Origin of the sequence: Sphingomonas sp. NCPPB 2930, assembly GCF_042867205.1 — a bacterium.
Lineage (GTDB): Bacteria > Pseudomonadota > Alphaproteobacteria > Sphingomonadales > Sphingomonadaceae > Sphingomonas.
This window is the reverse complement of sequence record NZ_JBHZQU010000013.1, coordinates 43,347-67,877: the sequence shown is the minus strand read 5'-3', so window position 1 is coordinate 67,877 and position 24,531 is coordinate 43,347. Positions and strand designations below refer to the sequence as shown.

The 24,531-nt window shown below is 68.3% G+C and carries 21 protein-coding genes and 1 pseudogene; 14 read left to right on the top strand and 8 right to left on the bottom strand.

The window, feature by feature from the left end; all coding sequences use genetic code 11:
• Positions 1-21: 21 nt before the first annotated feature.
• Positions 22-372: a VOC family protein gene (locus tag ACFX59_RS14445; protein WP_387433035.1), complete on the top strand. Its 351-nt coding sequence runs from the start codon at positions 22-24 to the stop codon at positions 370-372.
• A 15-nt stretch (positions 373-387) separates the two neighbouring features.
• Here ACFX59_RS14445 and ACFX59_RS14440 read toward each other — a convergent pair whose 3' ends face one another.
• A complete protein-coding gene (locus ACFX59_RS14440; RefSeq protein ID WP_007403839.1) occupies positions 388-567 on the bottom strand; it encodes a hypothetical protein in 180 nt (59 codons plus the stop codon).
• Between the two features lie 157 nt (positions 568-724).
• Between ACFX59_RS14440 and ACFX59_RS14435 the strand changes: the two genes are divergently transcribed.
• Positions 725-2,857: a TonB-dependent receptor gene (locus ACFX59_RS14435; RefSeq protein ID WP_387433032.1), complete on the top strand. Its 2,133-nt coding sequence runs from the start codon at positions 725-727 to the stop codon at positions 2,855-2,857.
• A 40-nt stretch (positions 2,858-2,897) separates the two neighbouring features.
• On the opposite strand, the gene ACFX59_RS14430 is transcribed toward ACFX59_RS14435, so the two are convergent.
• Positions 2,898-4,655: an aspartyl protease family protein gene (locus tag ACFX59_RS14430; RefSeq protein ID WP_387433030.1), complete on the bottom strand. Its 1,758-nt coding sequence runs from the start codon at positions 4,653-4,655 to the stop codon at positions 2,898-2,900.
• Between the two features lie 337 nt (positions 4,656-4,992).
• Between ACFX59_RS14430 and ACFX59_RS14425 the strand changes: the two genes are divergently transcribed.
• The 3 genes from ACFX59_RS14425 to ACFX59_RS14415 are packed head-to-tail and all read left to right on the top strand — an operon-like array spanning position 4,993 to position 8,641.
• Positions 4,993-6,276: an MFS transporter gene (locus ACFX59_RS14425; RefSeq protein ID WP_387433027.1), complete on the top strand. Its 1,284-nt coding sequence runs from the start codon at positions 4,993-4,995 to the stop codon at positions 6,274-6,276.
• Positions 6,273-7,394, top strand: a complete 1,122-nt coding sequence (locus ACFX59_RS14420) for a metallophosphoesterase (protein WP_387433025.1) — start codon at positions 6,273-6,275, stop codon at positions 7,392-7,394. The genes ACFX59_RS14425 and ACFX59_RS14420 overlap by 4 nt, the downstream gene beginning before the upstream one ends.
• Entirely contained in the window at positions 7,391-8,641 is a 1,251-nt protein-coding gene (locus ACFX59_RS14415; protein ID WP_387433081.1) for an arsenic transporter, read from the top strand. The genes ACFX59_RS14420 and ACFX59_RS14415 overlap by 4 nt, the downstream gene beginning before the upstream one ends.
• Before the next feature lie 109 nt (positions 8,642-8,750).
• Here ACFX59_RS14415 and ACFX59_RS14410 read toward each other — a convergent pair whose 3' ends face one another.
• From ACFX59_RS14410 to ACFX59_RS14400, 3 genes and pseudogenes are all read right to left on the bottom strand, one after another.
• A complete protein-coding gene (locus ACFX59_RS14410; RefSeq protein WP_387433022.1) occupies positions 8,751-9,974 on the bottom strand; it encodes a threonine synthase in 1,224 nt (407 codons plus the stop codon).
• Positions 9,975-10,014: 40 nt separating this feature from the next.
• Positions 10,015-10,458: pseudogene (locus ACFX59_RS14405) on the bottom strand (SDR family oxidoreductase); the annotation flags it as partial.
• A gap of 364 nt (positions 10,459-10,822) precedes the next feature.
• Complete coding sequence (locus ACFX59_RS14400; RefSeq protein ID WP_387433020.1) at positions 10,823-11,452, bottom strand: DUF2238 domain-containing protein; 630 nt, start codon at positions 11,450-11,452, stop codon at positions 10,823-10,825.
• 103 nt (positions 11,453-11,555) lie between these two features.
• On the opposite strand from ACFX59_RS14400, the gene ACFX59_RS14395 reads away from it, so the two are divergent.
• From ACFX59_RS14395 to ACFX59_RS14380, 4 genes are all read left to right on the top strand, one after another.
• Positions 11,556-12,299 (top strand): dienelactone hydrolase family protein, encoded by a 744-nt coding sequence (locus ACFX59_RS14395; protein WP_387433018.1) that lies wholly within the window; start codon positions 11,556-11,558, stop codon positions 12,297-12,299.
• 90 nt (positions 12,300-12,389) lie between these two features.
• Positions 12,390-12,965 carry a TadE/TadG family type IV pilus assembly protein gene (locus ACFX59_RS14390; RefSeq protein WP_387433015.1) on the top strand — a complete coding sequence of 192 codons (576 nt, stop codon included), beginning with the start codon at positions 12,390-12,392 and terminating at the stop codon, positions 12,963-12,965.
• Positions 12,962-13,507 carry a TadE/TadG family type IV pilus assembly protein gene (locus ACFX59_RS14385; RefSeq protein ID WP_387433012.1) on the top strand — a complete coding sequence of 182 codons (546 nt, stop codon included), beginning with the start codon at positions 12,962-12,964 and terminating at the stop codon, positions 13,505-13,507. The genes ACFX59_RS14390 and ACFX59_RS14385 overlap by 4 nt, the downstream gene beginning before the upstream one ends.
• Entirely contained in the window at positions 13,504-14,829 is a 1,326-nt protein-coding gene (locus ACFX59_RS14380) for a TadE/TadG family type IV pilus assembly protein (RefSeq protein WP_387433010.1), read from the top strand. Before ACFX59_RS14385 ends, ACFX59_RS14380 begins: the two co-directional genes overlap by 4 nt.
• Positions 14,830-14,850: 21 nt before the next feature.
• Here the strand turns inward: ACFX59_RS14380 and ACFX59_RS14375 are convergent, their stop codons facing one another.
• Complete coding sequence (locus ACFX59_RS14375) at positions 14,851-16,635, bottom strand: ABC-F family ATP-binding cassette domain-containing protein (RefSeq protein WP_307102525.1); 1,785 nt, start codon at positions 16,633-16,635, stop codon at positions 14,851-14,853.
• A gap of 113 nt (positions 16,636-16,748) precedes the next feature.
• On the opposite strand from ACFX59_RS14375, the gene ACFX59_RS14370 reads away from it, so the two are divergent.
• The 3 genes from ACFX59_RS14370 to ACFX59_RS14360 are packed head-to-tail and all read left to right on the top strand — an operon-like array spanning position 16,749 to position 19,174.
• Positions 16,749-17,054: a hypothetical protein gene (locus ACFX59_RS14370; RefSeq protein WP_307102527.1), complete on the top strand. Its 306-nt coding sequence runs from the start codon at positions 16,749-16,751 to the stop codon at positions 17,052-17,054.
• Between the two features lie 43 nt (positions 17,055-17,097).
• Entirely contained in the window at positions 17,098-17,784 is a 687-nt protein-coding gene (locus tag ACFX59_RS14365; RefSeq protein ID WP_307102529.1) for a response regulator transcription factor, read from the top strand.
• Between the two features lie 25 nt (positions 17,785-17,809).
• Complete coding sequence (locus tag ACFX59_RS14360; protein ID WP_309692236.1) at positions 17,810-19,174, top strand: ATP-binding protein; 1,365 nt, start codon at positions 17,810-17,812, stop codon at positions 19,172-19,174.
• Positions 19,175-19,388: 214 nt separating this feature from the next.
• Here the strand turns inward: ACFX59_RS14360 and ACFX59_RS14355 are convergent, their stop codons facing one another.
• Together ACFX59_RS14355 and ACFX59_RS14350 are read right to left on the bottom strand one after the other, a co-directional pair.
• On the bottom strand, positions 19,389-20,390 hold the full coding sequence (locus ACFX59_RS14355; RefSeq protein ID WP_387433007.1) for an LLM class flavin-dependent oxidoreductase: 1,002 nt from the start codon (positions 20,388-20,390) through the stop codon (positions 19,389-19,391).
• Positions 20,391-20,439: 49 nt separating this feature from the next.
• Entirely contained in the window at positions 20,440-22,722 is a 2,283-nt protein-coding gene (locus tag ACFX59_RS14350; protein WP_387433005.1) for a S8 family serine peptidase, read from the bottom strand.
• 105 nt (positions 22,723-22,827) lie between these two features.
• On the opposite strand from ACFX59_RS14350, the gene ACFX59_RS14345 reads away from it, so the two are divergent.
• Positions 22,828-23,490 (top strand): pyrimidine 5'-nucleotidase, encoded by a 663-nt coding sequence (locus tag ACFX59_RS14345; protein WP_307102540.1) that lies wholly within the window; start codon positions 22,828-22,830, stop codon positions 23,488-23,490.
• A gap of 2 nt (positions 23,491-23,492) precedes the next feature.
• On the top strand, positions 23,493-24,320 hold the full coding sequence (gene dapD / locus ACFX59_RS14340) for a 2,3,4,5-tetrahydropyridine-2,6-dicarboxylate N-succinyltransferase (protein WP_307102542.1): 828 nt from the start codon (positions 23,493-23,495) through the stop codon (positions 24,318-24,320).
• The last annotated feature ends 211 nt before the right edge of the window (positions 24,321-24,531 follow it).

Genomic DNA, 24,531 nt, shown 5'->3' with positions numbered 1-24,531 from the left:
CCAACGGGACGGAAGAGGGCCATGAATCATCATTGCGTCGCGATCGTGCCGGCTGGCGACATGGCGGCCAGCACCGCCTTCTACCGGCTGCTTGGCTTTACCGTCGCGGCCGATTTCGGCGGCTATCGGATTCTGGAGGACGGGCGCGGCTGGCATCTGCATTTGAACCACATGCCCGGTTGGCCACCCCGCGTGGAGGAGAATCCCTTCGGCCTCTATCTCTATGTCGAGGACGTCGATGCGGTCGCCGACCGGGTGCGCGACCGGATCATCGAGCCCGGCGCGCCGCACCTCAAGCCCTGGGGCACCTATGAGTTCGCGGTCAGCGACCCCAGCGGCGTGCTGGTGCGGATCGGGCGGGTCGCGGGATAGCGCCGCCCGTCCGGCTCAGTGCAGCTTGGCGATCGACAGCCCGTCTTCCTTGGCGCGCGCCTTGACCGACTCCTCGCTGCGGGTCAGCGCCTTGGCGATCGCCTTCAGCGCCATGCCCTTCTTGGCGAGCGTGTGGAGTTTCTGAATCTCGTCGGGCCGCCAAGGCTGGCGGTGTCTCTCAAAACGTTCGGCCATATCCGCATGATAGCGTGATCCGACCCCGCTGGCCATGGCGGGCGGGCGGATGATGACTGTCTTACAAATGCGTCATGGAGCGCGACGACGCTTGCCTTCGCACCGCAGCAAGGCGAAGCAGAATGTCCGGGAGACTATATATCATGCGAGTATCTCTATGCGCTTATACGCCCTGTTGTGTTGCGTAGCCACGGCCGCGATCGCCATGCCGGCGATGGCGCAGACGCGCGGCGTGCCCACGCCTGACGCGGACCAGACGCAGGGCGGCGACAGCAGCGACATCGTCGTGACCGCCAAGCGGCTGGACACGGCGCGCGCGCATATCCAGCCCAGCCTCGGCGCGTCGAATTACGAGATCACCAGCGCGACGATCAAGGCGCTGCCCGGCGGCGAGAACCAGCAGTTCAACCAGATCCTGCTCCAGGCGCCCGGCATCGTGCAGGATGGTTTCGGCCAGTTCCACGTCCGCGACGACCATAACGGCCTGCAATATCGCATCAACGGCACCATCCTGCCCGAAGGCCTGGCGGTGTTCGGCCAGACCCTGTCGCCGCGCCTGGTGGACAAGGTCAACATCCTGACCGGCGCGCTGCCGGCGCAATATGGCCTGCGCACCGCGGGCGTGATCGACATCACGACCAAGAGCGGGCTGTTCGACAATGGCGGCACCGCGTCCATCTATGGCGGCAGCCACAACACCATCCAGCCCAGCCTGACCTATGGCGGCTCTTCGGGAAGCACCAATTACTTCGTGTCGGGCGATTACCGGCACAGTGGCCTGGGCATCGAGAGCGTCGACGGCCGGTCCAACCCGGTGCATGACGATACCGACCAGTATCAGGGCTTCGCCTATGTCGACCATATCCTGGACGACCAGAACCGGGTGTCGTTCGTCGGCGGCTATTCCAACCAGTGGTTCCAGATCCCCAACCCGGTCGGCCAACAGCCGGGCGGCACCTGGAGCGTCGGCGGACAGAAGACGTTTCCCAGCGAGAAGCTGAACGAGACGCAGCTGGAGAAGACCGGCTTCGGCCAGCTGGCCTTCCTCCACGATGCCGAGCCGTTCACCGTGCAGGCGTCGCTGTTCGCGCGCTATTCCTCGCTGCGCTATCGTCCCGACGTGCTGGGCGAGCTGCTCTATAACGGGCAGGCGCAACAGGCGTACAAGCAGGATTTCGCGATCGGCGGGCAGGTCGATGCCGTCTATCATCTGGGCGATGCGCACACGCTGCGCGGCGGCCTGCTGCTGTCGCGCGACCGCTCGACCAGCGCGACCACGACCAGCGTCTTCCCGGTCGACGGCAACGGCGCCCAGGCGGGCGAGCCGATCCAGATCGCCGACAATAGCGGCAAGACCGCGACCAGCGTCAGCGCCTATCTGCAGGACGAATGGAAGCTGCTGCCCAGGCTGACGCTGAACTATGGCGCGCGCTACGACCTCTATAACGGCTATCGCCGCGAGGGGCAGCTGTCGCCGCGCGTCAACCTGGTGTGGCAGCCGGACGATGTCTATACGCTGCACGCGGGCTATTCGCGCTATTTCGTGCCGCCGCCCTTCGAGCTGGTCGGCAATACCAGCATCAACAAGTTCGTCGGCACCAGCGCCTATCCCTCGGTCACCGTCAACGACGTCCCCTATGCCGAGCGGCAGGATTATTTCGACGCCGGGTTTCAGGCGCGGCTCAGCCGCTACTTCACCTATGGCATCGACGCCTATTACCGCATCTCGAAGAACCTGATCGACGAGGGGCAGTTCGGCGCGCCGATCATCCTGACCCCGTTCAACTATCGGCAGGGGCGCATCGGCGGGATCGAGGCGAATATGAGCTATCAGCGCGGGCCGCTGCTCGCCTATGCCAATTTCGCCGCCGCCAAGGCCAAGGGCCGGGGCATCGTCTCCAGCCAGTTCAGCTTCGGCCAGGACGATCTCGACTATATCGCCCGGCACTATATCTATCTGGATCACGACCAGACCTTCACCGGATCGGCGGGTGTGTCCTATGCCTTTGCGGGGGGCACGAAGCTGGGCGGCAGCATGATCTATGGCTCGGGCCTGCGCCGCGACGACGATGTGCGGAGCATTCCCAACGGCGCCAAGATCGCGCCCTATGCGCAGTTCAACCTGACCGCGAGCCACCATCTGGCCGGGCCGAACATCGACATCCGCTTCGACGTCATCAACGCGCTCGACCACAAATACGAGATCCGCGACGGAACCGGCGTGGGTGTCGGCGCGCCGCAATATGGGCCGCGTCGCGGCTTCTTCGTCGGCGTGTCCAAGTCGTTCTGAGGAGGGGGGCGGCGGCGCGAACCGCCGCCCCGCCACCCGGTCAGGCGATGCCGAACGTCCTGATCCGGTCGGGCATGTGCCGGTCGAGCGCGATGGCGGCGGCGCGGTCGCGATCGGCCTCGGCTGTCCTGCCCAGCCGCTGCTCGACGATGGCGCGGCCATAAAGCGCCCAGGCGCGCTTCGGGTCGATGGCGAGCGCGGCGTCGAAATCGGCGAGCGCGGCCTGATCCTCGTGGCGCCGCAGCCGGACGAAGGCGCGGCTGTCGAGATAGCTGGGATTGCCCGGCACCGCATGGATGGCGGCGTTGCAGTCGCTCATCGCCTTGTCCAGCTCGACATTCGCGAGCATCCGGGCCCAGCATCGCCCATTGAGCGCCGCGCCGCGCCGGGCATCGTCGCGATGCGTGTCCAGCCACAGGCCATATTGCGCGATCGCCGGGGCCATCGCGTCCGCATCGGCATAGAGCCGCGCGATCTGCAGGCGCTGCATGTCCTCGCGGGGCAGGGCGGCGCTGATCTGGTCGAGATCGGCGACTGCGCCCGCCGGATTGCCCGCCCGCTGGCGAAGCTCGGCGCGCAGGAAACGGGCGCGGGTGTCGGCGGGGTCGAGCGTCAGCGTGGTGTTGAGGTCGTCGATCGCCAGCACCGGCCGCCGCTGCTCCAGATAGGCGAGCGCGCGCTGGCGGGGAAAGCGCGGGTCCTTGGGCGCGAGCGTCATGGCATGGGTGAAGGCGTCGATCGCGCCGGGCAGGTCGTGCTGGGTCTGCAGCATCGCGCCGCGACGGCTATAGCCCTCGGCATCGGTCGGTGCGGCGGCCTCGGCGACGACCTGCACCGCGCCCGACGCGGCGGGATCGACATGCGCGGCGGCGTCGAACAACCGTCCGCCATTATAGGTGAAATATAGCCGGTGCTGCGCATTTGAGACATAGAGGCGGTGCGACACGAAATAATCCGCGCCCAGCAGCATGTCGGTGTCCAGTCCGCCCAGATCGGCGATATGCAACCGGACATTGTGCAGTTCCTCATTGCCGATCCGCAGCAGCTTGAACCGCGCGACCCAGCCCTTGACGACATGATGCCCGATCCCGGTCGACCAGCCTGCGGGCTCCACCCCCGGATCGCCGGGATGCACCCCCGCCCGCGCGGCGGCGCGCAGGGTCAGCACGGTGCCGTCCGCGCCGGTGTCGAAGGTGGCGCGCAGCTTCGCGCCGTCCAACTCGACCGTGCCGACGGTGTGGTGCTGGCGGCTGTCGCGCGGCTCGATCGGCATTTCGAAGAAGGGCTGCCCTTTGGTCCAATAGGCCATGGCGGCCTTGGCGCAGTTGCTGGGCTTGAACAGCCGCACCATGCCGCCGGGCAGGTCATATTCGACATCGGCCAGCCCCAGCACATTCTGGCCGAGCAGCCCGGTCTCTCCGACATCGCTGCCGCTGACGATGAACTCGACATGGGCCAGGTCGAACCCGGCCAGCGTGAAGCGGCGGACGGTGGTGACGCGCGCCTCCGAACTGCCGCCGACCCCGTTCACGCGATACCCGTCGGGAAGCGGGCTCAGCGACAGCCCGAACTCGCGCGCGACGGGTGGCGCGATGTTGCTGTAAAAGGCCCCGCTATCGAGCAGGAAGGGGGCGGGCCTGCCGTTGATCTGCGTCTCGACCACCGGGCGAAGCCCCTGCATGGTGACGGGGATCGCGGCCATCATCCCCACCTGACACCCCGTGGCCGCCATGGCGGGCGTGGCGCTGCCCGCCAGCAAGCCTGCCACCACGGCATATCGCCCCATCGTCCCGATCATCGCGCCATCATCCCCATGCCGGCTGCCTTGGTGATGCAGCATAGCGGGACACCGAAGCAGCAAAGATGACGCGAGTCTGAAATCCCTGATATGTCACGCCCGAGCATAGCCAGAGTTTTCATGGCCGACGGATTTTGTTCCCGGTCGATCCGATCCTTTTCGTGATCGGGCCATTTCTTCGTGTCATGGGCCGGGGCGTCGGAAAAAGTGTAGGACTTCAGGATGGTTGATTTCGGCGGAGGCGCAGCAAGCGGTCCCCGGCAAACATAAATCAGCCTGACTGCGGATATTTCAAAACATTGCTGAGTTGGGGCCCCGCATCTTGCGGAGACGATCCATGGCGACAGCTGCCCTACCCGACGCCTCCGGCGCCCATGCGCCGGACGCCGACCGCCGCCGCGCGACGCGCTGGTTACAGGCGCTCAATTTCTTCATGGCCGACATGCAGGCGGGGATCGGTCCCTTTCTGGGCGTCTTCCTGCAACAGCGTGGGTGGCAGACCGGGCCGATCGGCACCGTCATGACGCTGGGCGGCGTGGCGGGGATGGTGATGACCGTGCCTGCGGGCGCCTTTATCGACCATACCGACAAGAAACGCTGGGTGGTGGTCATCACCGGCATCTGCACGGTGCTGGCGTCCTTCCTGATCCTCTGGTCGCAGACCGGGCTGGTCGTCGGGATCAGCCAAGTGGCGACCGCGATCGCGGGCGCGGCGATCGGTCCGGCGGTGACCGGCATGACGCTGGGCGTCGTCCGGCAAAAGGGCTTCAACGCGCAGAATGGCCGCAACCAGGCCTGGAACCATGCCGGGAATATGGTCGGCGCGGGGCTGTCGGGCTTTCTCGGCTGGAAGTTCGGGATGCCCGCCATCTTCTTCCTGGCCGCCGCCTTCGGGGTGCTGGCGGTCATCTCGGTCCTGTCGATCCCCGAGCGCGCCATCGACCACCGGGCCGCGCGCGGGCTGGAGGATGACAAGGGCGAGGATCAGGACGGCGGGCAGGCCGAGGGTTTCAAGGCGCTGCTGTCCAACAAGCCGATGCTGATCCTGGCGGCGGCGCTGGCGTGCTTCCATCTGGGCAATGGCGCGATGCTGCCGCTCTATGGCATGGCGGTGGTCGGCGCGGGCAAGGGCGATGCGGCGATGTTCACCGCGACGACGGTGATGGTCGCACAGGCGGTGATGATCGTCGCCAGCCTGGTCGCGATGAAGGTCGCCGCCGGGCGCGGTTACTGGCTGGTCCTGCTGATCTCCTTTGCAGCGCTTCCGCTGCGGGGGTTCCTGGCGGGGACCTTCATCGAGCATTGGGGCGTCTGGCCGGTCCAGGCGCTCGACGGGATCGGCGCGGGGCTTCAGAGCGTCGCGGTGCCGGGGCTCGTGGCCTGCCTGTTGAACGGCACCGGCCGGGTCAATGTCGGGCAGGGCGCGGTGATGACGATCCAGGGCGTCGGGGCCAGCCTGTCGCCCGCGATCGGCGGGTGGCTGGCGCAGGAACTCGGTTACAGCACGGCCTTCTACATATTGGGCGGCTTCGCGGTCGCCAGCCTGGCGCTGTGGATCGGCTTTGCGGGCACGCTGCGCCCGGCCTGCGGGGGCGACGCCGGAAAGGAGGCCACGGCATGAGCGGCGGTATCTGCTGGGTCCATATCGGCGACCTGCATCTGGACGCGGACGACGGTTGGGAAAGCCTGGACCGGCTGCGCGCCATCGTGGCGCAGGTGAATGCGCGGATCGGCGAGGCGGCGGACTTCGTCTTCCTGCCCGGCGACAACGCCAATCACGGCACGCCCGAACAATATGCCCGAATGCTGAACGCGCTGGCGCCGCTGTCGCGACCCTGGCGGATCATCCCCGGCGACCATGATTTCGAGCCGGGCGACCTCACCGCCTATGACGCCGCCATCCCCAGGGCCAACCGGCCCGAGACGGAGGTGATCGCCGGGCATCGCTGCCTGTTCCTCGACATCGTATCGGCTGGCGCGGGCGGGCCGGATTTCCGGCTGACCATGCACGACCGCAACCGGCTGGCCGAGGAACTCGCGCGGGCCAAGGCGGCGGGGCAGGTGCCGCTGGTCTTCATGCACGCCTATCCCGGCGATCTGGCCGCCGATGGCGAGACGATCGCCCGCCAGCTCATCGATGGCGAGGTCGCCTTCGTCGATACCGGCCATACCCATTATAACGAGCTGCTGAACGATGGCCGGGTCATCTATGGCGCGACCCGCTCGACCGGGCAGATCGAGGAGGATGGCGGCGCGGCGGGCTTTACCATCGTCCATGTCCGGGACCGGGTGGTCAGCTGGCGCTTCCGGCGGCTGGACGCGCCCTGGCCGCATGTCCAGATCGTGGCCCCCGGGGATGTCCGCCTGATCACCCGGCCGACCGACCCGCATCAGGTTCCCCGGCCAGGCCCGGTGACGATCACGGCCAGGCTGTTCGGCGCCGATGCCGATGCGGTGCCGATGGTTGCGGCCGATGGCGGCGCGGTGACGGTGATGACGCGCGGGGAGGATGGATCGTGGCACGCCGCGGTGATGCTCGACGCCGGGCTGCACGCGGTCGAGGTGGCGTGCGGCGAAGCGCGCGACCGCATCGACTGTCTGGTGCGGGGCATGGACGCGATCCCCAAGCGGCGCCAGCCCGTCGCGCCGGGCGAGGATTGCCATGCGATCGGCCCCTGGCCTATCGCCGGGATCGACGGGGCCCGGCTGGGGCCGAACAAGAATGGATGCGGATGGTGACTCTGGCGACGGGTGCGACCTGGGCGATTGCGGGTCTGTCGACCGCCGGAGTCATCGCGCGGCCGATGCGCTGGCCCGAATGGATCTGGGCGGTGGCGGGGGCGGCGCTGCTGATCCTGCTCGGCCTGATGCCGCTCGGCCAAGCGGGGCAGGCGGTGGCCAAGGGGGGCGACGTCTATCTGTTCCTGATCGGCATGATGCTGCTCAGCGAGACGGCGCGCGAACATGGCGCGTTCGACTGGATCGCCGCCACGGCGGTCAACGCGGCGAAGGGATCGCGCGCGCGGCTCTTCGCGCTGGTCTATGCGACCGGGGTGGTCGTCACGACCTTCATGTCCAATGACGCGACCGCCGTCGTGCTGACCCCGGCCGTCTTCGTCGCGGCGAAGAAGGCGAAGGCCGACCCGCTGCCGCTGCTGTTCGCCTGCGCGCTGATCGCCAATGCCGCCAGCTTCGTGCTGCCGATCTCCAACCCCGCCAATCTGGTCCTTTATGGCGGGCATATGCCGCCGCTGGGCGCGTGGATGGCGGCCTTCGCGCTGCCCTCGATCGGGTCGATCGTCATGACCTTCCTGGTGTTGCGCACCATCGAGCGGCAGCGGATCGCGGGCGGTTGCGAGCGCGACGTCGCGCGCGATCCGCTGACCAATGGCGGCAAGCTGGCGATTGCGGGCATCGTGCTGACCGCGCTGCTTCTCCTCACCATGTCGGCACTGGACGAGTCGCTGGGGTTGCCGACCGCGATTGCGGGGATCGCGACGGCGGTGATCGTGTCGCTGCTGGCGGGACGCTCGCCGCTGACGCTGGCGCGGTCGGTGAGCTGGGGCGTGCTGCCGCTGGTCGCCGGGCTGTTCGTGCTGGTCGAGGCGCTCGACCGGACGGGGGTGATCGCCTGGGTCGCGAACGGCCTGCGCGGCATGCTGGCCGATCCGACGCACGCGGCGGCGGTGTCGGGCACGGTGCTGGCGTTCGGCAGCAACCTGATGAACAACCTGCCCGCCGGGCTGATCGCGAGCAGCGCGATCGCCCAGGCGCAGCCGCCGCAGATCGTCACCGACGCGCTGCTGATCGGTGTCGATCTGGGGCCCAACCTGTCGGTGACGGGCTCGCTGGCGACGATCCTGTGGCTTCAGGCGATCCGGCGCGAGGGGGAGGATGTCGGCTTCCTCGCCTTCCTCAAGATCGGCGCGGTGGCGATGCCGTTGGCGTTGCTGGCGGCGCTGGGGATGCGGTTGCTGATCGGGTGAAAGTCCGTGGGTGAGGGGGGGCGTGCGCTTCGACTTCGCTCAGCGTGAACGGAGTGGGGGAAGGGATCCCAACCTCCGTTCAGCCTGAGCGAAGTCGAAGGCCAAGGGCCTAGAGCGCCGCCAGATCGATCGCCCCATTCTTGTCCAGCCACTGCCCCGCCTCCGACATCGGGTATTTCAGCCCGGTGGCGCAGTTGAACAGCACCACCCGCTCATCCTCGTCGACCAGATTGTCGCGCACCGCCTGCTTGTACGCCGCCAGTGTCGCCCCACCCTCGGGGCAGAGCAGCAACCCGTCCCGCTTCGCGCAGTCCTCCACCGCCTTCAGGATCGCGGGATCGCCGACCGCCAGCGCCGCGCCGCCGGACTCGCGCACCGCGCGCAGGATCAGGAAGTCGCCGACCGCCTTGGGCACCCGGATGCCCGCCGCCACCGTCGCGGCGTCTTCCCAACGTTCGGCATGCTCCTCGCCCGCCTCATAGGCGCGGACGATGGGCGCGCAGCCGCTGGCCTGGACCGCATACATGCGCGGTCGCCTGGGCCCGATCCAGCCCAGTCGCTCCATCTCGTCGAACGCCTTCCACATGCCGATCAGGCCGGTGCCGCCGCCGGTCGGATAGAAGATCGCATCGGGCAGTTCCCAGCCGAGCTGCGCGGCCAGTTCCAGCCCCATCGTCTTCTTGCCCTCGATCCGATAGGGCTCCTTCAGCGTCGAGAAGTCGAACCAGCGCCCCTCCGCCGCGCCGCGCCCGACGATCGCGCCGCATTCGTCGATCTGGCCGTTGACCCGCCATACGCGCGCGCCCTGCGCGGCGATCTCGCGGACATTCACTTCCGGTGTTTCCTCGGGGCACAGGATCACCGTCTCGATCCCGCACCGCGCGGCATAGGCGGCCAGCGCCGCGCCCGCATTGCCGTTGGTCGGCATCGCGATCCGGGTCACGCCCAGTTCGCGCGCCATCGCCACCGCCATGACCAGCCCGCGCGCCTTGAACGATCCGGTCGGCAGCCGCCCCTCGTCCTTGACCAGCACCTGTCCGCCGCCCGAGCGGGGAATCGGGATCAGCGGCGTCTCGATCTCGCCGAGCGACACGATGCTCTCCGTGCGCCGGACGGGCAGCAGCTCGCGCCAGCGCCACAGATCGGTGTCGCGTGCGGCGATCGCATCGCGCGACACCGCGCGGCCCATCGCCTCCAGATCGTACCGCACCAGCAGCGGACGGCCTGCGCGCGACAGGCCGTGGAGCCGGTCCGCCTCATAGCGTTCGCCGGTCAGCGAGCATTCCAGATGGGTGACGAAGGTCGGGCGGTCTTCGGTGAGGTTGCGGTTCATGGGGTCAGCCTATCGGCCGAAACCGCCCGACGCCATAGGCTTAGCCCGGGCTCGCCGCCGATCCCGCGAGCAGCCCGCCATCGATGTTGAACTCCGCGCCGGTGACATAGGTCGCCTCGTCCGAGGCCAGCATCACCGCGATCGCGGCCACCTCGTCCGGCTCGCCGAAGCGTTTCAGCGGGGTATCGGCGACCAGCGCCGCCATGCGCGCCGCGCGGTCGGGCCCGTCGCCCAGCATCGGTTCCCAGATCGGGGTCAGGATCGCGGCCGGGTGGATCGAATTGCAGCGGATCGTCCAGCCCTGCTGCGCGCAATAGAGCGCGACCGTCTTGCTGTGGTTGCGGATCGCCGCCTTGGACGAGGCATAGGCCGCCGCCGCCGGAATCCCGACCAGCCCGGAGCGCGACGAGATGTTGATGATCGATCCGCTGCCCTTCGCCTTCATCGCGCCGATGGCATAGCGACAGCCCAGGAAGGTGCCGTCCGGGAAGACCTGTGCCGCGTCAGCGGTGCCGCTGGATCATTTCAAAAACTCCCGTTCGATCGCGTCTTCTAGGGCGGATCGATATTCAGCATTGCTTCTTCTTCCCCTCTCCCCTGGACAGGGGAGAGGGTTAGCGAAGCTTGCCAGCCTGCTGGCTAGCGCAGCTTGGGTGAGGGGTTGAGCGAGCCCAAAGGCTCGCGCGCTCGCAGAGCGAGCGCGCACCCCTCACCCAGCTCCGACTAAGCCTTTGCTTTGGCAAAGGCCAAGTCTGCGCAACCCTCTCCCCTCTGCGAGGGGCGAGGGGCGGAAAGGCGTCGCTGAATGTCGATCGGCCCTTGCACGAATGGCGCGGATCATCACCCCTTCAGCGCTTCCATCGAATCAACTGCCGGTCGTGCAGCCGCGACAGGGTCAGCAGCGCGGTCGCCGCGCCGATCAGGCACATCAGCATGTCCCATTGCGTGTCCCAGACATCGCCCTGCGTGCCCAGAAACGCCTCCGCCCCCTGGCCCAGCATCGACGCGGCGGCGAATTCGATCAGTTCATAGGTGGCGCTGACCGCCAGGCAGCAGGCGAGGACGAGAAAGGTCGTCAGCCCGCCGCGCGGCAACCCGCCCCGCCGGATCAACGCCTCGCGAAACACGATGGCGGGCACGAAGCCCTGCGCGAAATGGCCCAGCCGGTCATAGGGATTGCGCGCCAGATGCAACCAGTCCTGCACCCAGGCCCCGGCGGGCACCCGCGCATAGCTATAGGCCCCGCCCAGCATCAGGATCAGCCCGTGCAACCCGACCAGCGCCAGCGCCAGCCCGGTCCAGGCAAAGCGCCGCCGCGTCGTCCAGAGGATCGGCAGCAGGATCAGCACCGGCGCGACCTCCATCGCCCAGGTCGCCCGGTCGAACGGCCGCCACCCCGACGCGACCAGCCCAGCCGCCCAGATCAGGGTCAGCAGCACCAGCCGCCGGTCGTCGCGCTTCCATCGGTCCCGTTGCATGCGCCGACGATAGCGGCGTGGCGACCCCATGCAACGCCCGCACCGGATTGCCGGGGGCGCTCGCGGGTGCCAAGGACGACGCGGAGAATGGAAGGGACCGGCGATGATCGTGCGCGGCGATGAGTTTCAGGATGTCGAGGTGCCGGGCAGCGGCGCGATGCGGGTCCACCTGATCCGCCCGGCGATCGAGGGGCGCTTTCCCGCCATCCTGCTGTTTTCCGAAATCTATCAGGTGACCGCACCGATCCGGCGGCTGGCGACGATGCTGGCGGGGCAGGGCTATGTCGTCGGCATCCCCGAGGTCTATCACGAATATGAGCCCGCCGGCACGGTGCTGGCCTATGACAAGCCGGGCACCGATCGCGGCAACGACCTGAAGTTCACCAAGCCGGTCGCGGCCTATGATGCCGATGCGACGGCGGCGCTGACCGCGCTGGCGGCGCATCCGGCGTGCAACGGGCGGCTCGGCACGTTCGGTGTGTGCCTGGGTGGGCATCTGGCCTATCGCGCCGCGCTCGACCCGCGCGTCTCGGCGGCGGCGTGCTTCTATGCCACCGACATCCATTCGGGCACGCTGGGCGAGGGGCGCAGCGACGACAGCCTGGCGCGGATGGACGAGCTGAAAGCCGAGGCGATGTTCGTCTGGGGACGGCAGGACCCGCATGTCCCCTATGCCGGACGCGAGGCGATCCGCGCCCGGCTGGAAGCGGTCGGCGCCCGCTATGAATGGCATGAGGTGAACGGCCAGCACGCCTTTCTTCGCGACGAGGGGCCGCGCTACGACCCCGCATTGTTCCTCCAGGCGATGCAATGGACCCTGGCGCTCTATGCGCGGGCGCTGCGTTGATCGTCCTTCGGTATCATCCCGAAATCGCGGCACATTTGCGGATGTTTAACCCTTTGTGACCGATATGGGCGGAAACGAGACCGCCCTTCCATGATCCTTCGTCCCCCCTCGCTTCGTCGCGCACGCGCCCGGCGCTCGATCCTGAGCGATCGGCGGGGGGCTGCGATCGTCGAATTCGCGCTGGTCGCGGCGCCGTTCCTGGCGCTGCTGCTGGCGATCCTGCAGACCAGCCTTGCCTATCTGGCGCAGGAATCGCTCGAAACCGCGGTCGAGGTCGCGGCGCGCGGCATCGTGACCGGGCAGACCCAGTCGGCGGACATCAAGTCCCTGGCGCAGGGGATGACCCAGGCACAGCTCGCCGAGCGGTTTCGCAAGTCGGGCTGTGCGCAACTGCCCATCTTCCTGTCCTGCTCGCGTCTCTATGTCGATGTGAAGAGCGCGCCCGGCGGCGGGCTGGCCATCGCGCCGCTCGATCTGCGTCTCGATGCCAATGGCAAATTGTCCGCGCCGCTGTCCTATAGCCTGGGCGAGCAGGGGGCGGTCGTGATCGTGCGGTTCGTCTATGTGTGGCCGATGCGGATCACGCCGCAGCCTGATCTGAGCGGCAATGCCGGTTCGTCGATCCTGATGGCGACATCGGTGTCCAAGTCGGAACCCTATACGTGAGGCGGCATGTCCTGGCGACGATGCGAGGCGACGCGCGCGGGGTCGCCCTCGTCGAATTCGCGTTGATCCTGCCGGTGATGCTGTTGCTCTATCTGGGCGGCGTCCAGCTCCAGGACGGGATCGCCTGCAATCGCAAGGTGACGATCGCCACCCGCGCGGCGGCCGACCTGATCGCGCAGAACACGACCGGCATCATGTCGGCCGCCGAGATCCAGGACAATCTGGTCGCGGCCGCGCAGGTGCTGCAACCCTATGCCGCCGACAAGGCGCGCTTCCGGATCACCGAGATCGCGACCGATGCCCGCGGCAACACGACCGTGCAGTGGAGCCGGGGACTGAACACCACCGGCTATGCCGTCGGCACCACCCTTGCGGTTCCGGCCGCGATGCGCGGTGCGGGCACCTATTTCCTGCTCGCCGAGGTCAGCTACGCCTATTCCCCTCCGGTATCGTTCGGCACCATCGGCCCGATGACCTTCCAGGATCGTCTGTTCATGGTGCCGCGCAATACCGACAAGATCGATTGTTCGAACTGCCAATGATCCGTCGCATCCTGTCCGTCCGCCTGCTTCGCGCGGCGCTTCGCCATCGTCGCGGCAACGTGATGATGCTGTTCGCCCTGGCCCTGCCGGTGCTGACCTTCGCCATCGGCATGGGGGTCGACTATGCGCGCGCGATGAAGGCCCAGACCAAGCTCAACGCGATCGCCGATGCGGCGGCGCTGTCGGCGGTCAGCAAGGCCAAGCTGGGCGTCAGCGACAGCGATGCGGCGGCCTATGCGGCCCAGGTCTTCCAGGCGCAGGCCAAGGGCCTCGGCGGGGAGGGGGCGATCCAGGTCACCGGGCTGACCGTGCAGGCGCCGACCGACGCCAACGGACGGCGCAACGCCACGGTGAAATACACCGCCACATCCTCGAACGCATTCGCCCAGATATTGGGGCTCAAGACCCTGCCCATATCGGGCCTGTCGGCCACCACCAACGCGGTCGCGCCCGATATCGACTTCTACATGGTGCTGGACGTCTCGGCCTCGATGGCCCTGCCGACGACATCGGCGGGGCTGGCCAAGGTGGCGCAGAGCAACAGCCAGGGCTGCAAATTCGCCTGTCACTCCCAGGCCGATCAGACCGGGCGCGATGCGAACGGCCGGATAACGGACCTGTACGGGGTCGCGACATCCTATGGCCTGACCCTGCGCATCGATGACGAGGGCACCGCCCTGTCGCGCCTGAGCACCAATATCCGCAGCGCGTCGAGCAAGAACGGCGCGGCGTACCGGGCGGCGGTGGTGACCTTTCGCGGCAAGGGCGGCATCACCGTTCTGACGAAGCGGACATCGGACATGACGATCGTGGCCAGCAAGGCCAAGACGCTGAAGGTGCCGTTATACTATACCAACGGCTGCCCAACCCGCGCCTGCGATCCGGACGAGGTCGGCTTTGGCGACAGGGACTCGGCGCATAGCGACATCCTGAGCTGGATGCGCGACAATATGGAAACGCCGGGCAGCGGCACCGACAACCAGGCTCCGCAGGGCGTGATGTTCATCGTCACCGACGGCATGCGGGACGAGGCCCGCACCAACGGCCGACCCGAGGTGGCGATCGACACGACGCTTTGCGATGCGATCAAGGCCCGCAATATCCGTATCGCGGTTCTCTATACCGAGTATCTGCGCGAAGCGATGGACAACCACAGCTGGTCCCAGAAGAATGTCGCGCCCTATCTGTACCAGCTCGAACCGGCGCTGCAGAAATGCGCATCCCCCGGCCTTTATACCAAGGTCACCACCGACCAGGACATCTTCGCCGCCATGGACGGCCTGTTTCAGAGCGCCGTGGCGACCGCGCGCATCACCCGGTAGGATGCGCGCGGGGGCGCGGGGTCAGCCCGCCAGCGCCTCGACCTGTTCGGCGAGTTCCAGCCAGCGCATCTCGGCCGCGTCCTTTTCCTCCCTCGCCTTTTCGATCGCCTTCATCAGCCGGTCGAACTGGGCGGGGTCCTTGGCATAGAGATCGGGGTCGGCCAGCTTCACCTCGTCGCGCGCGATGGCCGCTTCCAGCTCCTCGATCCGCTTGGGCAGCAGCTCGTAATCGCGCTGGTCCTTGTAGCTGAGCTTGGTCTTGGCCTGGACCGGCGCTGGGGATGCCGGGGCGGCGGCCTTGGCCGGAGCCTTCTTCTCCGCGACCGGCTTGCGCTTGGCGACCCAGTCGGCATAGCCGCCCGCCACCACATCGACCGTCCCCGATCCGTCCAGCCCCAGCGTCACCGTGACGGTGCGGTCGAGGAAGTCGCGGTCGTGGCTGACGATCAGGACGGTGCCGTCATAATCGCCGATCACCTCCTGCAACAGGTCGAGCGTCTCGAGGTCGAGGTCGTTGGTCGGCTCGTCGAGGACCAGCAGGTTGGATTCGCGCGCAAATTCGCGGGCGAGCAACAGGCGCGAGCGTTCGCCGCCCGACAGCGTCCCGATCTTCGCCTCGGCCAGCGAGGGGTCGAACAGGAACTCCTTGAGATAGCCATGGATATGCTTGCGGACCCCGCGCACGTCGATCCAGTCGCCGCCGTCGGCCAGCACCTCGCGCACCCGCTTTTCCGGGGCCATCAGCTTGCGTTGCTGGTCGATGATGACGCCGTCCAGCGTCTTGGCCAGGAAGACCGTGCCTTCGTCGGGCTCGATCTCGCCGGTCAGCAGCTTGAGCAGGGTGGTCTTGCCCGCGCCGTTCGCGCCGACCAGGCCGATCCGGTCGCCGCGCGTCACCTTCAGGCTCAGGTCCTTGATGATCGTGCGGTCGCCATAGCGCTTGGTGACATGCTCGGCCTTGATGACCTCCTTGGTCTTCACATCGTCCGACGCGATGCCCAGCTTGGCGGCGCCCTGCGGCCCGATCATCGCGGCGCGGGTGGCGCGCATCTGGTGCAGCTTTTCCAGGCGGCCCTGGTTGCGCTTGCGTCGGGCGGTGACGCCCCGGTGGAGCCAATGCTCCTCGATCTTCAGCTTGGCGTCGAGCTTCTCGGCGGCGCGCTGTTCCTCGGCATAGACCTGTTCGGTCCAGGCGTCGAAACCGCCGAAGCCGACCTCGTTGCGCCGCATCTGCCCGCGATCCAGCCACAGCGTCGACTTGGTCAGCCGGGTCAGGAAGGTGCGGTCATGGCTGATGACGACGAACGCGCCGGTGAAGCGCTTCAGCCAGTCCTCCAGCCATTCGATCGCGGCCAGGTCGAGATGGTTGGTCGGCTCGTCGAGCAGCAGCACGTCGGGGTTCATCGCCAGCGCGCGGACGATCGCGGCGCGCCGCTTCTCGCCGCCGCTGGCGGTCGCGGCCTCGCGGGTCAGGTCGATGCCCAGCTGTCCGGCGATCGCCTCCGCCTCATAGCTTTCCGGCGCGCCCTCGCCCGACAGGACATAGTCCATCAGCGTGGCGCAGCCGGTCAGGTCGGGGTCTTGCTCGAGATAAACGACATGGGTGCCCGGCACGATCATACGCCGCCCCTCGTCCGAATCGATGATCCCGGCGATCAGCTTGAGGAGCGTCGATTTGCCCGCCCCGTTACGCCCGATCAGCGCCAGCCGGTCGCGCGGACCGATATGGATGTCGAGATGCCGGAAGAGCCAGCCCGAGCCTTGCACAAGGCCCAGGTCTTCATAGGAAAGAACGGGTGCTGCCATGATGGATTGGCAGTTAGGCGCGAAGGGGGAACCCGGCAAGCGCTCCATGCGCTGTCGCACGGCTGCATGATCCATTCAGAGGCTGTTCAACGGTTTCCCGCTATGCCAGTTTCATGTCGATGACCGTCCTTCTGGCTCTGCTCGCCGCACCGATGGGTCCGCCGCCGATGATCGGGTCGCCCCCCGATCAACGTCGCGGCGACCAGATGCGCGCGGCCCAGGCCCGCCGGGAAGGCAATCTGTCGCTGCGCGAGATCGAGGCGCGGGTGGTGCCCACCATGCGCGATTCGCAATATATCGGCTTCGACTATGATGCGGGCGCGGCCATTTACACGCTGAAGTTCCTGCGCAATGGCACGGTCATCTGGGTGGAGGTCGACGGTCGCACCGGCCGCGTCATCGGCCGGACCGACGGGTGAGCGCGACCCCCGCCGGTTGCAATCGAACAACAGGAGTTTTGCGATGCGCGTTCTGATCGTCGAGGACGAGCCCAATCTCGGCCAGCAGCTGAAGTCCACGCTGGAGGGCGCGGGTTATGCCATCGACCTGGCCACCGATGGCGAGGAGGGGCATTTCCTGGGTTCGACCGAAAGCTATGACGCGATCGTGCTCGACCTGGGCCTGCCCGAGATTGACGGGCTGACCGTGCTCGACCGCTGGCGCAAGGAGGGCAAGACCATGCCCGTCCTCGTCCTGACCGCGCGGGACAGCTGGTCGGACAAGGTCGCCGGGCTCGACGCGGGCGCCGACGACTATGTCGCCAAGCCGTTCCAGACCGAGGAGCTGATCGCCCGTCTGCGTGCGCTGATCCGGCGGGCCAGCGGCAACGCCTCGTCCGAACTGACCGCCGGCGACGTCCGCCTCGACACCCGGTCGGGCAAGGTCACGCGCGCGGGCGAGCCGGTGAAGCTGACCGCGCAGGAATATAAGCTGCTGTCCTATCTGCTCCACCACAAGGGCAAGGTGGTCAGCCGCACCGAGCTGATCGAACATATCTACGACCAGGATTTCGATCGCGATTCGAACACGATCGAGGTGTTCGTGACGCGCATCCGCAAGAAGCTGGGCCAGGACGTGATCACCACCATTCGCGGCCTGGGCTACAGCCTGGACGATCCGGCGGCCGGGTCGGCGGGCGCGGCGGCCTGACCGGCGGCCGCACCGGGACATTGCCATGAAGGACGGTGCCACCCTGCGCCCGACACGGCGCACCGGATCGCTGTCGCGCCGCATGATCCTGATCGCGGCCGGGTGGATCACGGTCCTGCTGGCGGGCGGCGGCTTCGCGCTCGACCGGGTGCTGGTGTCGGCGGTTACGCAGAATTTCGACGACCGGCTGGCCTATGTGCTGCGCTCGCTGCTCGTCTCGGCGGAGATCCAGCAGGGCGAGGTGTGGTTCAGCCGCGAGCCCGCCGACCAGGCGTTTCTGGAGCCGGGCTCGGGCGTCTATTGGCAGGTGTCGGCACCGGGGCGCGAGGCGTTTCCCTCGCGATCCCTGTGGGACCGGCAACTGGCCTATGGCACGCCGCATAATGACGACAGCATCCATACCTATAACAGCGACCAGTTCCCCGAGGAAAAGCTGCGCATCGTCGAACGCGATGTGAAGCTGCCCGGATCGGAGGTGCGCTGGCGGTTCCAGGTCGCGCAGAGCCGCCAGGGGCTGGACGCGCAGATCGCCGCGCTCCGGCGGACGCTGGTGCGCAGCTTCGCGCTGCTGGCGGTCGGCCTCCTTCTGATGGCGGCGATCCAGACCTTCTACGGCCTTTATCCGCTACGCCGGGTGCGCGAGGATATCGCGGCGATGCGCGCCGGGCGGGCGGACCGGATTTCCGACGCCATGCCCGACGAGGTCGCGCCGCTCGTCGAGGAACTCAACGCGCTGGTCGAGCATAACGAGAAGCAGGCCGAGGAGGCGCGGCGGCATGCGGGCAATCTGGCGCATGCGCTCAAGACCCCGCTGACCGTCATCATGAACGCCGCCACCGCGCATGCCGACGATTTGGCCGAGACGGTGATCCGCGAGGCGCGGACGATGCGGCGGCAGGTCGACCACCATCTGGCGCGCGCCCGCGCGGTCGGGCGGCGCGGCTCGGCGCACAGCCGGGCGGAGGTCTGGCCCAGCCTGCAATCGGTCGAGCGTGCGGTCGGCCGCCTCTATCGCCACGCCCGTATCGATGTCGACGGGCCGAAGGACCTGGTCGTCCATGTCGAGCGCCAGGACCTGGACGAGATGCTGGGCAACCTGGTCGAAAACGCGGCCAAATATGGCGGCGGCAGCGTCTTCGTGACAGTGGCCGCGCAGGCGGGCTTCGTCGAGATACTGGTCGAGGACGACGGCACCGGCATCCCCGAAAGCGAACGCGTCCGCATCTTCGATCGCGGCGTCCGGCTGGACACGGGCAAGCCCGGCACGGGACTGGGCCTCGCCATCGTGCGCGACGTGGCGGAGATTTACGGCGGCACCGTATCGCTGGAGGAGAGCGAGGATCTGGGCGGCCTGCTGGTGCGGCTCAGGCTTCCGGCGGCGGTGGGCTGATTTCGATTCGCGCGAAGGCGCGATGCCGCGAAGAGAAGAAGATGGGTTCGCGCGGAGGCGCGGAGAACGCGGAGGTGGCCCGCCCGGGGCGAGTATATCCCTCATCCCTCGGCCAAGATGGGCTTGCATCCGGTTCGGCAAGCCAAGCACCTCTGCGCCCTCCGCGCCTCCGCGCGAACACAAAATCTTCGCGCCTTCGCGTGAAATCGACGGATCAGGCCGCCACCGACTCCAGCGCATCCATCGCCCGCGCGGCGATGCCGATGGACCGTTTGCGCGCCTCGTGGTCGAAGATCGAACTGACCACCATCACCTCGTCCACCTTGGTCCGCTCGACAAAGGCGGCGAGCTGCCGTTCCACGGTCGCGGGCGCGCCGATCGCCGAGCAGGACAGGACATGGTCGAGGATCGCCGCCCCCTGCGCGCCCAGGCTCTCGCGATAGCCGGGGACGGGCGGGGGCAGCTTGCCCGGATTGCCGGTGCGCAGCGCGACAAAGGCCTGTTGCTGCGAACTCGCCAGCAGCTCCGCCTCTTCGTCGGTGTCGGCGGCGAAGACGTTGAACCCCGCCATCGCATGGGGCTTGTCGAGCATCGCCGACGGCCGGAAGTCGCGGCGATAGATGGCCAGCGCGTCGTCCAGCGCGTCGGGCGCGAAGTGCGAGGCGAAGGCATAGGGCAGGCCGAGCGCGGCGGCGAGCTGCGCGCCATAGAGGCTCGATCCCAAAATCCACATTTGCGGCCGCGCGCCCGCGCCCGGCGTCGCGACGATGCCGGTCTGGCCGTCATCCGCGAAATAGCTTTGCAGCTCCATCACGTCGCGCGGGAAGCCATTGGGATCGCTGTCCAGCGTTCGGCGCAGCGCGCGCGCGACGCGCTGGTCCGATCCGGGCGCGCGGCCCAGCCCCAGGTCGATCCGGCCGGGGAACAGCGCATCGAGCGTCCCGAACTGCTCGGCGATGGTCAGCGGGGCATGGTTGGGCAGCATGATGCCGCCAGCACCGATGCGGATCGTCTTCGTCGCCTGCCCGACATGCGCCAGCACGACGGCGGTCGCGGCCGAGGCGATGCCCGCCATGCCGTGATGCTCGGCGGTCCAGTATCGGTGATAGCCGTTCGCCTCGGCATGAGCGGCCAGGTCGGCGGCATTGGCCAGCGCCTGCGCCACGGTGCCGCCCTGAATGACGGGCACCAGATCGAGCAAGGAATAACGTGTCATAAGAGCAAGATGGGGGTGACGCGCGCCCTTCGCCAGCCAAGACCGGGTATCAGAAGGTCAAGCCATACTTCACCGCCGCCCCGCGCTCGTCGGGCAGGGCGGCGATCTGTCCCGGATCGTGCCGCCAGAACAGATGGGTGGACAGTTCGCCCGCGCCCAGCGGCACGGCATGGCGCGCCTCGATCCGCGTCTCGCGGCCGGTCGGCGCCAGCGCCAGTCGCTGCGTGGTCCAGCCGTCGACCTGCCCGGCGGCATAATCCCAATGCGCCGGGAGCCGCAGGTCGAGCCCGCCGCCGGTGACGCGCAACGGTTGCGACAGCCGCACGTCCAGCCGGTCACCGCCGAACAGGCCGCGCTTGCCCGCCTCGACCGACCAGGACCGGCTGACCAGCAGCCCGCCGCCCATGCCGCCAAATGCGTCGGTCCATCCCCGGCGCCAATGCCCCGCCAGCGTCCAGCCGCCATCGCTGCGCCAGCGTGCGGCGGCATCGGCGAACCAGCTGGTCGCGCGCAGTTGCCCCAGCGCGCCGCCGAACCAGCCGCCCAGCACCGTCGACCGCTCGGCCAGCCGGGTCAGGCCCAGCGTCGTCGCGACCGGCCCGACGCGCCGGTCGAGCCCCAGCGCCATCTGGTCGTAGCGCGGCGGCGTCATCCCCGGCACGGCGGCGGCGAAGCGGCCATTCTCCGCCGACAGGCTGATGCCGAGCGCGCCCAGCCGCTGGCGCAGCGCCGCCGAGGCGCGCGGTGCCCGGTCGATGCCGAAGCCCGGATCGGTCAGCAGGAAGCCGGGCCCCGCCTGTCCGGTCCACCCGGCCACCAGCGCGTCGGCACCGCTGGCAAAGCCGAAGCCGATGGCGGTGTCGGGCGCCAGCGCCTGGGTCATCGTGCCCGCGACGATCCGGCGACCGGCGGCGGGCGCGTCGGAGGGGACGATGGCGCGCAGCCGCGCCTCGCCCGCCGTGGTGATCGCGCTGGTGACCGCGATCGTGCGGACGCCATCGGACAGGCTCGCGCCTTCGATCCGGCCGAGCAGGCTGGGGGCGAGCAGCGCGCGCGGCGCGGCGCGTGCCACCGTGTCCGACAGATCGAGCTGGTAAGCGCGCGCATAGCCGTCGAGCGCGACCATGCGCAGCCCCGCGACGACCGCGTCGCCCATGGCGGGGGACAGGCGCGCATTGACCGACAGCGAGACGGCGGCCCCGGCCGCTCCCGTGCCAGCCACGTTCAACGCGCCGACCGGCTGGAAGGCGTTGGTCAGGTCCAGCGTCCCCCGGCCATAGACGCCGTCGCTGCCCGCCGTTCCCGTGTCGCGCGCGGTGCGCAGCAACAGCTCGACGATCTGCGCGGCGGTCAGGTTGGGAAAGGCCTGGGCCAGCAGCGCGGCGGCGCCGCTGATCTGGGGCGCGGCGAAGGAGGTGCCCGACCACAGCTTGCGCGTGCCGGTCTGGTCGGGCGCCTCGACCATCTCGCCCAGCGCGGTCAGGTAATGCGCGGCGGACTGGCCCGCGCGGTTGCTGAAGCTGGAGATGACGCCGCTGGCGTTGACCGATCCGGCGATGATGACCTGGCCGCGCGCGACGCCGGCATCGTTGGCGATCTGGGCCAGCGCGGTGGGATCGGCCTCGCCGTCATTGCCCGCGGCGATCACCACGACCATTCCCGCCGCCGTCGCGCGGCCGATCGCGGCGGTCAGGCTGGCGGGCGGAGTCTCGTTGGCGCCCAGCGAGATGTTGACCACCTTCGCGCCCGATTGCCGCGCCACGTCCAGCCCGCGCGTGATCGCATCGAGCGGAAAGGCGCAACCGCTGCCCGCATCGCCCCCGGCAGTGCTGGAGCAGCTGCCGGGCCGGTCGGCGCGCAGGACCACCAGTGTCGCGTCGAACGCGACGCCCTGCGCCCGCACGCCGTCGCGCCCCCCTGCGGCGGTGAAGGCGACGGCGGTGCCGTGCCCGTCCTCGTCGGTGATGCCACGCGTTCCCGCGACATCCGAGGAAGCGCTGGCGATCCGTCCGGCGAACAGCGCGTTCGTCGTGTCGATCCCCGAATCGATGATGCCGAGCGCGACGCCCTTGCCGGTCGCCCCGCGCTGATAGGCGGCTAGCGCGTTCATCGCCACCACCCCCGTCGTCGCGCGATATCCGGCGGTGTCGTAATTGGGGATCGGGGTGGGCGTCGGAGTCGGAGTCGGTGTGGGGCTGGGCGTCGGCGTGACCATGGGCGGCGTCGGTGTCGGCTGGATGCCCGATCCGGCCCCGCCGCACGCGCCGAGCGTCAGGCTGGTCGCCAGCACCGTCGCAATGCCGGTCATGCCCCGCAGGCGCTCGATCCTCACATATCCCCCTTCGTCCGACCCCGTGTGCGATCCTTATCGCCGATCCTGCATCCTGACGAGCCCGGCGGCTTGCGGCGAGGCGACGGCCCGCCTACACGCCCGACCATGCTGCCCGCCCTTGCCCATATCGACGCATGGATCTTCGATCTGGACAATACGCTGTATCCGGCGAGCGCCAATCTGTTCGCGCATATCGACCGGCGGATGACCGCGTTCGTCGGCGAGCTGCTGGGCCTGGACCCCGCCGAGGCGTTCCGCGTGCAGAAGGAATATTTCCACGCGCACGGCACCACGCTGGCCGGGCTGATGGCCGAGCATGACGTCGATCCCGCCGCCTTCCTGGCCTATGTCCACGATATCGAGATGGACGTGCTGGAACAGGACGCGCCGCTCGCCGCCGCGCTGGCGAAGCTGCCGGGGCGCAAGCTGGTCTTCACCAATGGCGACAAGCCCTATGCGCTGAAGGTCCTCGACCGGCTGGGGCTGGGCGAGCATTTCGAGGCGGTGCACGACATCACCGCCATGGGCCTGGTCCCCAAGCCGCAGCCCTCCGCCTATGCGGGGCTGTGCGCGGCGTTCGACATCGATCCGACCCGCGCCATCTTCTTCGAGGACATGGCGCGCAACCTGATCCCCGCCAAGGCGATCGGGATGACGACCGTGTGGGTCGACAACGGCTCCGAACAGGGGCCCGAGGCCGCCCGCGACCATATCGACTATACCGTCCACGCGCTGACGCCGTGGCTGACGAGCATATTGGAGGACTGACGATGGCTCACGAACTGGCCGCCACCATCGATGCCGCCTGGGAAAACCGGGCCGAGCTGGGTTTCGCCACGCAAGGCGAGGCGCGGATCGCCGTCGACCGCGCGCTGGCGCTGCTCGACCGGGGCGAGGCGCGCGTCGCCGAGCCCGACGGCAATGGCGGCTGGACGGTCAACCAGTGGCTGAAAAAGGCGGTGCTGCTGTCGTTCCGCCTCAACGACAATGTCCTGATCGACAACGGCCCGGGTGCGGGCCACTGGTTCGACAAGGTGCCGTCGAAGTTCAGCGGCTGGTCGGAGGCCGAATTCCGCGCCGCCGGTTTCCGCGCGGTGCCCGGCTCGGTCGTGCGGCGCGGCGCGCATGTCGCCAAGGGCGCCATCCTGATGCCCAGCTTCGTCAATATCGGCGCCTATGTCGGTGAGGGCACGATGGTCGACACCTGGGCGACGGTGGGCAGCTGCGCGCAGATCGGCAAGAACGTCCATCTGTCGGGCGGGGCGGGCATCGGCGGCGTGCTCGAGCCGCTGCAGGCGGGGCCCGTCATCATCGAGGACGGCGCGTTCATCGGCGCGCGCGCCGAAGTCGCTGAGGGCGTTCGCGTCGGCGAGGGCGCGGTGCTGTCGATGGGCGTCTATCTCGGCGCCTCGACCAAGATCATCGACCGCGAGACGGGCGAAGTCTTCCGCGGCCATGTGCCGCCCTATTCGGTCGTCGTTCCGGGCACGACCCCCTCGGTCGACGGCAAGCCGGGCCTGTACTGCGCGGTGATCGTCAAGCGCGTCGATGCGCAGACGCGCTCCAAGACCAGCATCAACGACCTGCTGCGGGATTGATGATCTGGGCACGCCCCTCCCGTTTACGGGAGGGGATGGGGGAGGGCCTGGCCATAGGCGATGGTCTCTGTGAGACGCGATGTCCTCTCCAAACCCCTCCCGCCTGCGGGAGGGGCTTATCGTTCACGCGAAGCCGCGAAGTCGCGAAGAAGAATGGGTTTCGCGCGGAGGCGCGGAGGACGCAGAGGTGTCGTACCGGACGGCAACCTTC

Coding starts and splice junctions, on each gene's coding strand:
- ACFX59_RS14360 (WP_309692236.1), top strand. CDS start 17,810: ATGAAGGACGGTGCCACCCTGCGCCCGACACGGCGCACCGGATCGCTG.
- ACFX59_RS14355 (WP_387433007.1), bottom strand. CDS start 20,390: ATGACACGTTATTCCTTGCTCGATCTGGTGCCCGTCATTCAGGGCGGC.
- ACFX59_RS14390 (WP_387433015.1), top strand. CDS start 12,390: ATGATCCTTCGTCCCCCCTCGCTTCGTCGCGCACGCGCCCGGCGCTCG.
- ACFX59_RS14370 (WP_307102527.1), top strand. CDS start 16,749: ATGTCGATGACCGTCCTTCTGGCTCTGCTCGCCGCACCGATGGGTCCG.
- ACFX59_RS14380 (WP_387433010.1), top strand. CDS start 13,504: ATGATCCGTCGCATCCTGTCCGTCCGCCTGCTTCGCGCGGCGCTTCGC.
- ACFX59_RS14440 (WP_007403839.1), bottom strand. CDS start 567: ATGGCCGAACGTTTTGAGAGACACCGCCAGCCTTGGCGGCCCGACGAG.
- dapD (WP_307102542.1), top strand. CDS start 23,493: ATGGCTCACGAACTGGCCGCCACCATCGATGCCGCCTGGGAAAACCGG.
- ACFX59_RS14400 (WP_387433020.1), bottom strand. CDS start 11,452: ATGCAACGGGACCGATGGAAGCGCGACGACCGGCGGCTGGTGCTGCTG.
- ACFX59_RS14425 (WP_387433027.1), top strand. CDS start 4,993: ATGGCGACAGCTGCCCTACCCGACGCCTCCGGCGCCCATGCGCCGGAC.
- ACFX59_RS14375 (WP_307102525.1), bottom strand. CDS start 16,635: ATGGCAGCACCCGTTCTTTCCTATGAAGACCTGGGCCTTGTGCAAGGC.
- ACFX59_RS14445 (WP_387433035.1), top strand. CDS start 22: ATGAATCATCATTGCGTCGCGATCGTGCCGGCTGGCGACATGGCGGCC.
- ACFX59_RS14435 (WP_387433032.1), top strand. CDS start 725: ATGCGCTTATACGCCCTGTTGTGTTGCGTAGCCACGGCCGCGATCGCC.
- ACFX59_RS14365 (WP_307102529.1), top strand. CDS start 17,098: ATGCGCGTTCTGATCGTCGAGGACGAGCCCAATCTCGGCCAGCAGCTG.
- ACFX59_RS14430 (WP_387433030.1), bottom strand. CDS start 4,655: ATGATCGGGACGATGGGGCGATATGCCGTGGTGGCAGGCTTGCTGGCG.
- ACFX59_RS14395 (WP_387433018.1), top strand. CDS start 11,556: ATGATCGTGCGCGGCGATGAGTTTCAGGATGTCGAGGTGCCGGGCAGC.
- ACFX59_RS14420 (WP_387433025.1), top strand. CDS start 6,273: ATGAGCGGCGGTATCTGCTGGGTCCATATCGGCGACCTGCATCTGGAC.
- ACFX59_RS14410 (WP_387433022.1), bottom strand. CDS start 9,974: ATGAACCGCAACCTCACCGAAGACCGCCCGACCTTCGTCACCCATCTG.
- ACFX59_RS14345 (WP_307102540.1), top strand. CDS start 22,828: ATGCTGCCCGCCCTTGCCCATATCGACGCATGGATCTTCGATCTGGAC.